This window comes from Streptococcus sp. HMSC065H07, from assembly GCF_001837325.1.
In the GTDB taxonomy this organism is placed as follows: Bacteria; Bacillota; Bacilli; order Lactobacillales; family Streptococcaceae; genus Streptococcus; species Streptococcus salivarius_H.
Map to the genome: position 1 here is coordinate 44,571 of NZ_KV832043.1, position 13,547 is coordinate 58,117.

A 13,547-nucleotide genomic window follows, 5' to 3' on the forward strand; every position below is an offset into this window, starting at 1 on the left:
TAAAAAAATGATAAAATAGGTCTTATAATAGATAAAAGGAGTTACTATCTTGGCTAAACAATACAAAAACTATGTCAATGGTGAGTGGAAAACATCTGAAAACGAAATTACTATCTATGCACCTGCAAACGGTGAGGAACTTGGATCAGTTCCAGCAATGAGCCAAGCTGAAGTAGACGAAGTCTACGCAGCAGCTAAAGCAGCACTCCCAGCATGGCGTGCGCTTTCATATGCTGAACGTGCAGCTTACCTTCATAAAGCAGCAGATATCTTGGAACGTGATGCAGAAAAGATCGGTCAAGTTCTTTCTAAAGAAATCTCTAAAGGTTTGAAATCTGCAATCGGTGAAGTCGTTCGTACTGCTGAAATCATCCACTATGCAGCTGAAGAAGGTTTGCGTTTGGAAGGTGAAGTACTTGAAGGTGGTGCATTTGACGCTGGTAGCAAGAAAAAAATCGCTGTTGTTCGTCGCGAACCAGTAGGTCTTGTCCTTGCTATCTCTCCATTTAACTACCCAGTAAACTTGGCTGGTTCTAAAATTGCTCCTGCCTTGATTGCTGGTGACGTTGTTGCCTTCAAACCACCAACACAAGGTTCTATCTCAGGTCTTCTTTTGGTTGAAGCATTTGTAGAAGCTGGTATCCCTGCAGGTGTCTTGAACTCTATCACAGGTCGTGGTTCTGTTATCGGTGACTACATTGTTGAGCACAAAGCAGTTGATTTCATCAACTTTACAGGTTCAACACCAGTTGGTGAAAATATCGGTCGTTTGGCAGCTATGCGTCCAATCATGCTTGAACTTGGTGGTAAAGATGCCGCTATCGTTCTTGAAGATGCTGATCTTGACTTGACTGCTAAAAACATTGTTGCTGGTGCCTTTGACTATTCAGGTCAACGTTGTACAGCTATCAAACGTGTCCTTGTAATGGATAGCGTTGCAGATGAATTGGTAGAAAAAGTAACTGCTTTGGTAGGTAATATCACTGTTGGTATGCCTGAAGAAAGCGCAAGCGTTACACCACTTATCGATACAAAAGCTGCTGACTTCGTTCAAGGTTTGATTGATGATGCAGTTGAACAAGGTGCTACTGCTAAAACTGAATTGAAACGTGAAGGTAACCTTATTTACCCAGCAGTCTTTGACCATGTAACAACTGATATGCGTCTTGCTTGGGAAGAACCATTTGGTCCTGTATTGCCATTCATCCGTGTATCTTCAGTTGAAGAAGCAATCAAGATTTCTAACGAATCTGAATTTGGACTTCAAGGTGCTGTCTTCACACAAGACTACCCACGTGCATTTGCAATTGCTGAACAACTTGAAGTTGGTACAGTTCACATCAACAACAAAACACAACGTGGTACAGATAACTTCCCATTCCTTGGTGTTAAAGGATCTGGTGCCGGAACTCAAGGTGTGAAATACTCTATCGAAGCTATGACTCGTGTGAAATCAACAGTATTTGATATCGCAAACTACTAAGAGTGTAGCTATTCAATCATTAAAAAAGTGTAAAGGGTCCCAATAATAGGGGCTCTTTTTCTTTTAAAATATGGTATAATAGAACTAAATTTCGAATATAGAGAGTTTTCTGACAATGAATAAATCTTATTTTTACTTGGTTATGAAGACGCATGAGTTAGAGGTACCATACACTGGTCAACTTCGTCGTGTGCGTGTTCTTCTACCTAAGAACTATGAAACGGATACAGATCGTTCTTACCCTGTCGTGTATTTCCATGATGGTCAGAATGTTCTTTATAGTAAGGAGTCGTTTTCTGGCTATTCTTGGAAGATTATCCCAACAATCAAGCGTAATCCTGATATTTCGCGCATGATTGTTGTAGCTATTGATAATGATGGTCCTGGCCGTATGAATGAGTATTCTGCGTGGAAGTACCAAGAATCTAATATCCCTGGTGTCCAGTTCGGAGGTAAGGGTGTAGAGTATGCAGAGTTTGTCATGGATGTGGTTAAACCCTTTATTGATAAGGAATACCGTACCCTCTCTGACCGTCAGCACACAGCTATGATTGGTTCATCTCTCGGTGGTAATATTACTCAGTTTATGGGGCTTGATTATAAGGAGCAGATTGGTTGTCTTGGGGTATTTTCTTCAGCTAACTGGTTGCATCAGGATGCTTTTGATCGTTACATGTCGCGTCAAAAGCTCGATTCAGATCAACGTGTCTACATATATGTAGGAACTGAGGAAGCTGATGATACTGACAAGACCTTGATGGCTGGTAATATTAAGCAGGCTTATATAGACTCTTCATTGAGCTATTATCATGATTTGATTGCTCGTGGGGTTGATTTGGAAAATATCAAGATTCACATTCAATCTGGTGCTGAACACAATGAAGAAGCTTGGGCCGAGAATTTACCAGACTGTCTTCGCTTTTTCGCTGAAAAATGGGACTAGTCTTTATTAACGCAAATTAATTTAATTTAATTTAGGAAAAGGAATATAAATATGAATATCGAACATCTTAGCCACTGGAGTGGTCAACTTAACCGTGAAATGTATGTTAACCGTTACGGGCACGCTGGTATCCCTGTTGTGGTTTTTGCCTCATCAGGTGGTAGCCATAACGAATACTATGACTTTGGTATGATTGATGCTTGTGCACGTTTTATCGAAGAAGGACGCGTACAATTCTTTACGCTTTCAAGTGTGGACAGTGAAAGCTGGCTTTGTGATTGGAAAAATCCACACGATCGTGCTGAAATGCACCGTGCCTATGAACGCTATGTTATTGAAGAAGCTATTCCATTTATCAAACACAAAACTGGTTGGTTTGATCCAATGATGACAACAGGTTGTTCAATGGGGGCATACCATGCGCTTAATTTCTTCTTGCAACACCCTGATGTTTTCAATAAAGTGGTAGCCCTCAGTGGTGTCTACGATGCTCGTTTCTTTGTGGGTGAGTTTGGAGGGGACGAAGCTATTTACCAAAATTCCCCATCAGATTATATCTGGAACCAAAATGATGGTTGGTTTATCGACCGTTACCGTCAAGCTGAGATTATCGTATGTACAGGTCTTGGTGCTTGGGAACAAGATGGTCTTCCATCTTACTATAAACTCAAGGAAGCCTTTGAACAAAAGAATATTCCAGCTTGGTTCTCTGAGTGGGGCCATGATGTCGCTCATGATTGGGAATGGTGGCGTAAACAAATGCCTTATTTCCTTGACAATATGAACCTATAATTTCTTTGTCCATCCCATCTAAATAACTATAAAAGAGGAATTACTAATGAATTATCTTGTTATTTCACCATACTATCCACAAAACTTCCAACAGTTTACAGTTGAACTTGCTAATAAGGGCATCACTGTTCTTGGTATTGGTCAAGAGCCTTATGAACAATTGGATCAACCTTTGAAAGAGGCTTTGACTGAGTACTTCCGTGTAGACAATCTGGAAAACTTGGATGAAGTTAAACGTGCGGTAGCCTTTCTTTTCTATAAACACGGACCAATTGACCGAATCGAATCTCATAACGAATACTGGTTGGAATTGGATGCTGCTCTTCGTGAACAGTTCAATGTTTTTGGTGCTAAGCCAGAAGATCTTAAGAAGACTAAATTCAAGTCTGAAATGAAAAAACTCTTCCAAAAAGCTGGAGTTCCAGTTGTACCTGGTGCTATCATTAAAACTGATGAAGATGTGGATAAAGCTGTGAAAGAAATCGGTCTTCCAATGATTGCTAAGCCAGATAATGGGGTTGGTGCAGCTGCAACCTTCAAACTTGAAACAGAAGATGATATCAATCACTTTAAGGCTGAGTGGGATCATGAAACAGTTTATTTCTTTGAAAAATTTGTAACATCAAGCGAAATCTGTACTTTCGATGGTTTGATTGATCATGATGGTAATATTGTCTTCTCGACAACTTTTGATTATGCCCACACACCACTTGACTTGATGATTTACAAGATGGATAATTCTTACTACGTTCTTAAAGAAATGGATCCTAAGTTACGTAAGTATGGTGAGGCAATTGTCAAAGAATTTGGTATGAAGGAACGTTTCTTCCATATTGAGTTCTTCCGTGATGGTGACGATTATATTGCTATTGAATATAACAACCGTCCAGCAGGTGGTTTCACAATCGACGTGTATAACTATGCTCACTCTTTCGATTTGTACAAGGGGTATGCGGATATCGTTGCTGGCGAACCATTCCCAGCTTCTCAGTTTGAGCCACTTTACTGTTTGGCGACTTCACGTCGTGCAAGCTCTCACTATGCTTATTCAGAAGAAGAACTTTTTGATAAGTATCGTGAACAACTTAAAGTTAAGAAAATCATGCCTGCAGCCTTTGCAGAGTTGCAAGGTGACTTCCTCTATATGTTGACAACTCCAAGTCGTGAGGAAATGGAACAAATGATTGAGGACTTTGGTAAAAAAGCCTAATCTGTATATGTTAAAAGCACTTCAGAGTAAACTGAAGTGCTTTTGTGATGCCTTATTTTTCGTGAAGTTCTTGATTTTTAAGAACCAGTTCTGAAACTTTGGCGAATTTTTTAAGTTTTTTGAGGTCTTCTGGATGGGTTACCAAGCTAATGACGCTACCTTCATTTCCCATACGACCAGTACGTCCTGCACGGTGAGTATAGGCTTCGCGATCTCGAGGTATATCGAAGTTGATGACTACCTCTAGATTTTCAATATCGATGCCGCGTGCCAAGAGGTCAGTACCTAGTAAGAGTGAAATCTCATGATTCTTGAATTTTTCCAAGATAACCTTACGGAATTTGACGTTGATGTCACTAGCCAATGATACCGCTGAAGCTCCGTTAAATTGGAGGCGTTCTTCAGTAGCCCCAAGGTCAGATAGACTGTTAAAAAAGACAAGGCCACGGAAGTCAGGGATATTGGAGAACTTACGGAGAAGTTCGACACGGTTACGTTTATCAACACTGATATAATAATGTTTGATAGTGTCAAGTTCTTGATCAGATAGGTCATAAACGATGGTATTTTCGACAAGATTTTGATCATCAATTTTGTTGGTTGCCGAAATATAAATCATTTGATGGTCACGAGGAACATGGTGGCTGATTTTTGTCACAAAGTGGTATTGGCTATCACTGAGAAGCTCATCAAATTCATCTAGGACGATGGTGTTGACATTCATCATCTTGATCTTTTTGAGTTTAATCAGCTCAAAGACACGGCCAGGTGTTCCGATGAGAATTTCCGGTCCTTTCTTCAGGCGTTCAATTTGTCTCTTTTGACTAGAGCCAGAAAGGAAGAGTTGGGCAGTGAGTCCTAGTGGCTCAGCCCATTGTTTGGTCACATCAAAAATCTGTCCAGCAAGCTCTGAATTGGGTGCTAGGATAAGCAATTGCTGAGATTTTTTGGGCTTGAGTGAGAGGAGCAATGGGAGAAGGTAGGCTAGAGTCTTACCTGTTCCTGTAGGACTGATACCTAGGATATTGTCTCCTTCAGTGATTGGTGCAAAGAGTTCTTTTTGAATGGCAGTCTCTGTAGTGATTCCTTTTTCTTTAAGGAGGTCTTGCCATTGTTCAGGAAAGTTTTTAAACATAAAAGTCTCATTTTCTATATGGATTTGCTTTTATTATATCATGATTTAGTGTAGAATAGATAAGAAAGACTATATTAGATAGGAATTTACCATGCCTAAAAAACCGATTATTATTGGGGTTACGGGTGGCTCTGGTGGAGGTAAGACCAGTGTTTCTCGTGCCATTCTATCAAATTTTCCAGATGAGAAAATTGCTATGATTGAGCATGATTCTTATTATAAGGATCAGTCACATTTGACTTTTGAAGAGCGTGTATCAACTAACTACGACCATCCCTTTGCCTTCGATACAGATCTTATGATTGAACACATCAATGAGCTGATTGCTGGGCGTCCAGTGGATATTCCGATTTATGACTACACCCAACACACTCGTAGTGAAAAGACTTATCGTCAGGAACCACAGGATGTCTTCATTGTTGAAGGGATTTTGGTACTTGAGGATAAACGCTTGCGTGATTTGATGGATATCAAGCTTTTTGTAGATACTGATGATGACATTCGTATTATCCGTCGTATCAAGCGTGACATGGAAGAGCGTGGCCGTAGCTTGGATAGTATTATTGAGCAATATATCAGTGTGGTTAAACCTATGTACCACCAGTTTATCGAACCTACGAAACGCTACGCAGATGTGGTGATTCCTGAAGGTGTTACAAATACTGTTGCTATCGATTTGATTAATACTAAGGTAGCAAGCATTTTGAAAGAAAGTCAGAAAGCCTAAGCAGGAGCTTGGCTTTTTTGGTATAATTGAAACGTTATGATTATTTTACAAGGAAACAAGATTGAGCGCTCTTTCTCAGGGGATGTGCTCTTTGATAATATTAATATTCAGGTAGATGAACGCGATCGTATTGCCCTTGTTGGACGTAACGGTGCTGGGAAATCAACCCTATTGAAAATTTTGGTTGGAGAGGAAGCGCCGACAAGTGGTGAAATCAACACAAAACGTGATTTGAATTTGTCTTACTTAGCTCAGGATAGTCGCTTTGAGTCTAGCAATACCATCTATGCGGAAATGTTAAATGTTTTTGCAGGTCTTCGTGCAGACGAAAAACGCCTTCGTGACATGGAAATGAAGATGGCTGAGTTAACTGGGTCAGACTTGGACAAGTTAATGACTGACTACGATCGCCTTTCTGAGGATTTCAGACAGCGAGGTGGTTTTACCTATGAATCTGATATCAGAGCCATTCTCAATGGTTTTAAGTTTGATGAAAGCATGTGGGAAATGCCCATTTCAGATCTTTCTGGAGGGCAAAACACGCGCTTAGCTTTGGCGAAAATGCTGCTTGAGAAGCCTGAACTCTTGGTACTGGATGAACCGACTAACCACTTGGATATCGAAACCATTGCCTGGTTGGAGAATTACCTGGTCAATTATCAGGGAGCTCTAATCATTGTCAGTCACGACCGTTATTTTTTGGATAAGGTGGCGACAGTAACCCTGGATTTGACCAAACATAGTTTAGATCGTTATGTCGGAAACTATTCAAAATTCATGGACCTTAAGGCTGAAAAGTTGGCCACTGAAGCAAAGAACTTCGAAAAACAACAAAAGGAAATTGCTAAGTTGGAGGACTTTGTTAATCGTAATATTGTCCGTGCTTCTACAACTAAGCGTGCTCAAGCTCGTCGTAAACAGCTAGAGAAAATGGAACGTCTGGATAAGCCAACAGAAAGCCAGAAGTCAGCTAATATGACTTTCCATGCGGATAAGGTCTCTGGGAATGTGGTCTTGACAGTTAGGGATGCTGCTATTGGTTATGACGACGAGGTTCTCTCAGAGCCTATTTCCCTGGATGTTAAGAAGATGGATGCCATTGCCATCGTTGGTCCAAATGGTATCGGGAAAACAACCTTTATCAAGTCGGTAGTGGGTAAATTGCCTTTTATCAAGGGAACGTCAACCTATGGTGCTAATGTTGAAGTGGGGTATTATGATCAAACCCAATCTGCCTTGACATCGTCGAACACAGTCCTTGATGAGTTGTGGAATGATTTTGCGACGACTCCTGAAGTTGAGATTCGTAACCGTCTGGGGGCCTTTCTCTTCTCAGGTGATGATGTCAAAAAGTCTGTTTCCATGCTTTCTGGTGGTGAGAAAGCTCGCTTACTCCTAGCCAAATTGTCAATGGAAAACAACAACTTTCTCATCCTAGATGAGCCGACCAACCACTTGGACATTGATAGTAAGGAAGTCTTGGAAAATGCTCTCATTGACTTTGATGGAACGCTTCTCTTTGTCAGCCATGACCGTTACTTTATCAACCGTGTGGCAACCAAAGTGATGGAAATTTCTGAGGATGGGGCAACCATTTATCTTGGAGATTATGATTACTACCTTAAGAAGAAGGCGGAGCTTGAAGAGTTAGCACGTCTTGAAGCAGAGGAAAATCAAGTATCAGAGGAAGTCCAAGTAGCTTCAGCGGGTGCTAGTGATTATCAAGCTCAAAAAGCCAATCAAAAAGAGATACGTAAATTAAGCCGACGCATTGAGCAAATTGAAAATGAGCTAGAGACGATTGAAGAACGATTGGAGGAAATCTCTGCTGCCATGCTTGAAACAAATGACGTGGCAGAATTGTCTGACTTACAGAAAGAGCTGGATGACTTATCAGTCAATCAAGAAGCTCTGATGGAAGAGTGGAGTGCCCTATCAGAACAATTGGAAGGTTAAGGGATGATGAGAACCTTTTCATGTTTTGAGCTGTGAAAGGCTTACATTGTTGGTATAATAGTCTTAGTATATAAAAGGAGACTAACTTTATGAACAAAGTAAAGAAAAAAGTGTATCGTAACACAACATCTTTCAACATGATGGCATGGGGATCATTTGCCTTCTTCGTAATCTTGATGTTGGTAGGCCTCTATACCCTTAAAGAGCCTTTGATGGTTAAGGGTTACTACCTCATGGGATGTGTTGGTTTGATTTCATCTTCATTTACAGTATCTAAGGTTGTCCGTGATAACCAAGAAGATGAAGAAAACTATAATAAGCTCATCGCTCAACAAACTTTCGAACAATAAGAGGAGAAGCCTGAAAAGGCTTTTTCTTTTTGTCAAACTCTAATTTATTATTTGATACATACTTTACTCAAATAATAAAAAGTCCTTAAATAAGCAAAATATTAAAATTAAATAAAAATTAAAGAATACGTTGACACTTTATTTCTTTTAAAATATACTGATGATATCAAATTAATTTGGAGTTTAATATAATGAAATTACGTAGTATGACTTTTCTATCATTACTTATAATTTTTTCGATAGCAGTGGCGCATGTTAATGCAGATTCGAAAGTTGAAAATGAAGTAAAGACTCCTATATCTTCTAAAAACTTAGATGAAGAGTATTATGATGATTTAGTGACTGATTTTAAAAAAGCAGGATTTACAGATGTTGTAGTCAAGAAAGATGAAGATCTTATTTTTGGATTTGTACATTTCGATGGAGAAGTAGAAGAAGTTCAAGTAGGAAAGACTACGAATTTTAAAAAGGGAGCATCTTTTTCAAAGAATGACAAAGTTACTATAACTTATCATACATATTCAAATAGAGATCAGAAAATTCTAAAATTGGAACTCGATAGAGAGTTTACGGCTGATGAAAATGGCAATGTTGAGGTTAATGGTATTACAGAAAAGGGAACACAAATATCATCTTCAGATGAACAGAGTATAGATGCAAAAGACGATGGTAAATTCAGTATGTCATTTAAACTGAAAGATAAGAATGATTCTAAAATTAGACTTGATTTAAAAAATGGTAAAAAGAATCGAGTTAAATACATAACATTACATCAGAATAAAAAGGTAATTGAAAGAATTGAATCTTCTGAAGAAGCTAGTGCATCATCAAGCATAGCAGCATCAGAAAATGCAGCTAGAGAAAAACAGAAGATAGATGATTATAATAAAAATCATATTGCATATAAGATTGATTTTTATGATTATAAAAAGTTTTATGTTTTAGATACCCAAAATCATCAAATTTTTGAGATAACAAAATATGATAATGAAGAGAGTGCAGTAGTCACTACTGCTTCTTATACAGGAGATATGAATACAGCGATTGATTTTACATTTGATTTTGGTGAAGGTGGTAGCTACTCAATGCATGCATACAATAAGTACAATGGTTTACCTAAATCTGGTGCAATTTTTACAGGTGTAAATGACGGAATTAGTAATAAAGCTAGCTATTTGGAAGACTCTTATGGTATTGCAAAAAAATATTTAGGTATTGAGTGATAAACAATTCTCATACTAGAAAAAAAGTATAATTTAGCCTTAAGTGATTTATCAATCGTGGCAATAAATACAAATAAATTCTTCAAGAAGTAATTAAATAAAGCTAGATGAGACTTCCTGTTGTGAGAAAAGTGGCTGAATCTTTTTAGTACCAGCCACTCGGAATTTTTGAGACTTTAGGCTCAAAAATTAGTCATGGAACTTCGAAGAAGGTCGCTGACGTCCGTACTCACTTAAAGGAAGTCTCAAAAAGATTATATTTAAAGAAGCCTGAAAAGGCTTTTTCTTTTTGCAGAAAATGCACAAATATTCTGACTCTTGCCTAGTGGAAGTGTTATAATGGAGTGAAGGGGGTTAGATGATTTTGGAATGTGATAAGTCCAATTCATCAGCCCTAATGCCTTATAAGACTAATTATCGTATAAGAATGCGTTAGTGAAAAGGTAGGTAATATTATGGAATTCAAAGTGAAAGATGGTCAAATCATCTATTATCGTGATCTCGGTAAAGGCTTTCCAATTGTTTTTTTGCATGGCAATAATTTGTCAGGGAATTACTTTGGTAAGCAAGGAATTCTGTATCGAGACTATCGTTTAATTTTCATTGATAGTCGTAATCACGGCAGGTCCAGTCGTCAGAGTGTCAAGATGACCTTTGAACAGATGGCTGCCGATTTGGAGGAAATTTTGCAATATTTGAATATTAAGAAGGCCTTATTTGTCGGTCATAGTGACGGTGCTAATTTGGCTATGGTTTATGCTAGTCGTTATCCTGACCGGATTGCAGGGCTCTTGCTTAATGCGGGAAATATGACCTTTAATGGGTTGACGAGACGCTCAAGATTCGCGGTCTATATACAATATCTTTGCTTAAAAGCCTTGTCACCATTTTCATCTAAAATGGATATCATGGCTCAGGTAACGGGTCTGATGCTTCATGACTTGCCACTAGATAGGGAACGTCTACATCAGGCTGCCTATCCTGTTTGGGTAGTTATGGGGCAAAGGGATGTTATCAGTATTAGGCATTCTAGAGAGATTTCAGAACTCTTTCCTATTCATAAGCTCTATGTCCAACGTCGAGAAGGACATCGTCTAGCTCAACGTAAATATAAGGTCTTTAATCAAATGATTCGTGAACTTGTGAGAATTAGTCGAAAAGAGGTGGTGGCATGAAGCGTCTTTTAGAGAGACTTCAACCTTTAAAAGCGGCCGTTAAATCCATCTTCTTTATCTCGATTACGGTTCTTGTCGTCATAGAATTGGTTCGTCTAAAACGGACCATCACTTTAGAGTCACTGGAGTCAGCTCTGTCCGGTTTGTCTATTTGGCATCTTGTTTTGATGGCTGTCATCGGACTAGTCGCTGTCTCCCCCATGCTCTTTTATGACATCATACTGAATAAGGAGCTAGAAACGGATTATTCCAAATCCTATATCTTAGAAACAAGTTGGGCTGTCAATACCATTAATAACTTGGCTGGTTTTGCTGGTTTGGTCGATGTGGGTCTGCGATATTCCTTTTATTCTGAGGATGGGCAGGAAAAGACAGGTGTTAAGGCACTTTCTCGTTTATTGCCTTATTTTATGTCGGGTCTATCCCTTTTAAGTGGTTTGGTATTCGCTGTCTTTTGGTTCTTCCCTCTAAGTCCAGACTTAAGAAAATATTGGTTACTCTTATTGGGTATTTTCCTTTATCTGCCTTTTATTTTCTTTGTTTCTAGTCGTGAAAAGTTAACTTATTTTGGTCAAGTACCGTTGAAAACGAGGCTAAGTCTTCTTTTAGCTTCGACAGCTGAATGGGGAACGGCCCTAGGGAGCTTTGTCAGTGTGGCTTATTTAATGGGCTTACATGTTCCACTTTATAATCTGGTTCCACTTTATTTCCTAGCGGTTATTATTGGTATCTTCTCTATGATTCCGGGTGGTATTGGTAGTTTCGATTTGATTGTGATTACCGGTCTGACCTCTATGGGGGTTAGCAATGCTCTTGCGGTTAGTCTGCTCTTGCTCTTTCGTTTAACCTACTACGTTATTCCCTTCATGCTTGGTGTTGTCTTCTTTTTCAAACACATGGGAGGACGTATCAACGAGAAATACTTCAAACTTTCTTCACGAGTATTTGGTGGAAGTCTCCACCGTTTTCTCGTCTATTTGCTACGTTTTTTAGGGATTTTCTTGATTTTGTCTGCCCTAATCCCTGAACGCTTGGCTAATGTCTACTTTATTAGCCGTTTTGATCCTATTCAGGAGCAGTTGATTTGGCAATTCCCAAGTATCCTATTTGGTACCCTATTCATTTTCATGGCTCGTCTCATTAGACGTCGGGTTAAGGGTGCTTTTGTTGCCTCCTTGATAACCTTTGTCTTGGCCTTAATTTATGTCAATCTCAATGGTATTTCATGGGCCATGTCTTTCCTAATTTTACTCTCTTTGGTGCTTATGTTGATCATCAGAAAGAGGTTGTATCATCGTTACTTTGTTTATAGTTGGGAAGACAAAACCAAGGATTTCCTTTTCCTAGCCTTTACGATTCTGGTTCTCCTCGTTTTGGGTGGCAGCGGTTTTTGGTCTCATTTATTGCCACCTAAGAATCGGGATGTTCTTGGACATTTTGTTCATATTTGGTTTGATATTTTACTGGCATCAGTTATCATTGCAACTATTGTTTGGGGAGTCTTGAGAATTTTGGCACCCCGCAGGCCTTTTGGTCAAAGCATGGATGATGAGCGCTTCACAGCTCTCCTTGAGAAATATGGAGGTGCATCAGAAAGTGCCCTGGCTTATTTACATGATAAACGCCTCTTTTGGTATCGTGTCGATGGACAAGACCAGGTAGTTTTCCAATTTGCACAAACCAGTAACAAGTGTGTGGTTATGGGAAATCCGATAGGTAATGAAAACTATTACCGAGTAGCTTGGGAATCTTTCTTGAAGACCTTATCGGATTGGAATTTACAAGCCTTGTTTTATGAGGCAGATGAGAGTATTACCCTGATGCTTCATGATTATGGCTTTGATTTTATGAAATTTGGGGAAAATGCCATGGTTGATTTGACGTCATTTTCTGTTGATGGTAAACATGGTAAGAAGTTCCGTAAGCCAACCAATCGTGTTGAAAAAGCAGGTTTCCAGTTTAAGTTACTTGACCCTCCATTTTCAGAGACTCAGATGCAAGAAATGAAGGCTGTCTCAGATATTTGGCTTAACGGTCGTAAGGAGAAGGGCTTCTCCCTTGGTTTCTTTGATGAAGCCTATCTGCAGCAAGCACCGATTGCTATTGTTGAGAGTGAGGAGGGAGAAATTGTAGCCTTTGCCAACATCATGCCAACCAAAAACAAACGGGTGGCGACGATTGACCTTATGCGTTATGACTTTGAAAAGGCACCCGAAGGTATCATGGATTACCTCTTTGTGAAACTCTTCCAGTACTTCCAAGCAGAAGGAAAGCAGTATTTTGATATGGGAATGGCTCCACTCGCGAATGTGGGTACTGAAGAAGATAGTTTTTTGGAAGAGAAGGTTGCCAATTTGGTCTATGTCTTTGCGCAGCGTTTTTACTCTTTTAGTGGGCTCCAACGTTATAAGGAGAAGTTCTCTCCAATTTGGTCTCCCAAATACATTGTTTATCCTAAACGTACTTGGCTCTTGTTTGATATGATTGCCATTCTAAGGATTGATAATCGAAAAATTGAAGACAGATTGAAGAAAAGACGACTTTGGAAATAGA

General features: G+C 39.2%; 11 protein-coding genes. 10 read left to right on the forward strand and 1 reads right to left on the reverse strand.

All coding sequences use genetic code 11. The features are described 5' to 3' along the window. Window positions 1-49 precede the first annotated feature (49 nt). The 4 genes from HMPREF2637_RS08700 (at window position 50) to HMPREF2637_RS08715 (ending at window position 4,428) form a co-directional block, all read left to right on the forward strand. The gene (locus HMPREF2637_RS08700; protein WP_002890682.1) at window positions 50-1,483 is read left to right on the forward strand and encodes an NADP-dependent glyceraldehyde-3-phosphate dehydrogenase; all 1,434 of its coding nucleotides are present in this window, start codon (window positions 50-52) and stop codon (window positions 1,481-1,483) included. A 115-nt stretch (window positions 1,484-1,598) separates the two neighbouring features. Next, window positions 1,599-2,426, forward strand: coding sequence for an alpha/beta hydrolase (locus tag HMPREF2637_RS08705; RefSeq protein ID WP_004182709.1), 828 nt, complete (start codon window positions 1,599-1,601; stop codon window positions 2,424-2,426). Between the two features lie 51 nt (window positions 2,427-2,477). Beyond that, window positions 2,478-3,218: an esterase family protein gene (locus tag HMPREF2637_RS08710; protein WP_002884014.1), complete on the forward strand. Its 741-nt coding sequence runs from the start codon at window positions 2,478-2,480 to the stop codon at window positions 3,216-3,218. A 46-nt stretch (window positions 3,219-3,264) separates the two neighbouring features. Next, a complete protein-coding gene (locus HMPREF2637_RS08715) occupies window positions 3,265-4,428 on the forward strand; it encodes an ATP-grasp domain-containing protein (RefSeq protein ID WP_037600505.1) in 1,164 nt (387 codons plus the stop codon). Window positions 4,429-4,480: 52 nt separating this feature from the next. On the opposite strand, the gene HMPREF2637_RS08720 is transcribed toward HMPREF2637_RS08715, so the two are convergent. Continuing rightward, window positions 4,481-5,563 (reverse strand): DEAD/DEAH box helicase, encoded by a 1,083-nt coding sequence (locus HMPREF2637_RS08720; RefSeq protein ID WP_037600508.1) that lies wholly within the window; start codon window positions 5,561-5,563, stop codon window positions 4,481-4,483. A 91-nt stretch (window positions 5,564-5,654) separates the two neighbouring features. Between HMPREF2637_RS08720 and udk the strand changes: the two genes are divergently transcribed. The 6 genes from udk to mprF all read left to right on the forward strand — a co-directional run bounded on the left by udk (window position 5,655) and on the right by mprF (window position 13,546). Continuing rightward, entirely contained in the window at window positions 5,655-6,290 is a 636-nt protein-coding gene (gene udk, locus HMPREF2637_RS08725) for a uridine kinase (protein WP_002890688.1), read from the forward strand. A 36-nt stretch (window positions 6,291-6,326) separates the two neighbouring features. Further along, window positions 6,327-8,246 carry an ABC-F family ATP-binding cassette domain-containing protein gene (locus HMPREF2637_RS08730; protein WP_037600510.1) on the forward strand — a complete coding sequence of 640 codons (1,920 nt, stop codon included), beginning with the start codon at window positions 6,327-6,329 and terminating at the stop codon, window positions 8,244-8,246. A gap of 89 nt (window positions 8,247-8,335) precedes the next feature. Beyond that, entirely contained in the window at window positions 8,336-8,596 is a 261-nt protein-coding gene (locus HMPREF2637_RS08735) for a YiaA/YiaB family inner membrane protein (RefSeq protein ID WP_002883990.1), read from the forward strand. Window positions 8,597-8,787: 191 nt separating this feature from the next. Beyond that, complete coding sequence (locus HMPREF2637_RS08740) at window positions 8,788-9,819, forward strand: hypothetical protein (RefSeq protein ID WP_037600513.1); 1,032 nt, start codon at window positions 8,788-8,790, stop codon at window positions 9,817-9,819. Between the two features lie 455 nt (window positions 9,820-10,274). Next, on the forward strand, window positions 10,275-10,994 hold the full coding sequence (locus HMPREF2637_RS08745; RefSeq protein ID WP_022495803.1) for an alpha/beta fold hydrolase: 720 nt from the start codon (window positions 10,275-10,277) through the stop codon (window positions 10,992-10,994). Continuing rightward, on the forward strand, window positions 10,991-13,546 hold the full coding sequence (gene mprF / locus HMPREF2637_RS08750) for a bifunctional lysylphosphatidylglycerol flippase/synthetase MprF (RefSeq protein ID WP_037600518.1): 2,556 nt from the start codon (window positions 10,991-10,993) through the stop codon (window positions 13,544-13,546). The genes HMPREF2637_RS08745 and mprF overlap by 4 nt, the downstream gene beginning before the upstream one ends. The last annotated feature ends 1 nt before the right edge of the window (window position 13,547 follow it).

Excerpts from the sequence above, each read along its gene's own strand:
- HMPREF2637_RS08720 (WP_037600508.1), bottom strand. The coding sequence starts at position 5,563 with ATGTTTAAAAACTTTCCTGAACAATGGCAAGACCTCCTTAAAGAAAAA.
- mprF (WP_037600518.1), top strand. The coding sequence starts at position 10,991 with ATGAAGCGTCTTTTAGAGAGACTTCAACCTTTAAAAGCGGCCGTTAAA.
- HMPREF2637_RS08705 (WP_004182709.1), top strand. The coding sequence starts at position 1,599 with ATGAATAAATCTTATTTTTACTTGGTTATGAAGACGCATGAGTTAGAG.
- HMPREF2637_RS08730 (WP_037600510.1), top strand. The coding sequence starts at position 6,327 with ATGATTATTTTACAAGGAAACAAGATTGAGCGCTCTTTCTCAGGGGAT.
- HMPREF2637_RS08735 (WP_002883990.1), top strand. The coding sequence starts at position 8,336 with ATGAACAAAGTAAAGAAAAAAGTGTATCGTAACACAACATCTTTCAAC.
- HMPREF2637_RS08710 (WP_002884014.1), top strand. The coding sequence starts at position 2,478 with ATGAATATCGAACATCTTAGCCACTGGAGTGGTCAACTTAACCGTGAA.
- HMPREF2637_RS08745 (WP_022495803.1), top strand. The coding sequence starts at position 10,275 with ATGGAATTCAAAGTGAAAGATGGTCAAATCATCTATTATCGTGATCTC.
- udk (WP_002890688.1), top strand. The coding sequence starts at position 5,655 with ATGCCTAAAAAACCGATTATTATTGGGGTTACGGGTGGCTCTGGTGGA.
- HMPREF2637_RS08740 (WP_037600513.1), top strand. The coding sequence starts at position 8,788 with ATGAAATTACGTAGTATGACTTTTCTATCATTACTTATAATTTTTTCG.
- HMPREF2637_RS08715 (WP_037600505.1), top strand. The coding sequence starts at position 3,265 with ATGAATTATCTTGTTATTTCACCATACTATCCACAAAACTTCCAACAG.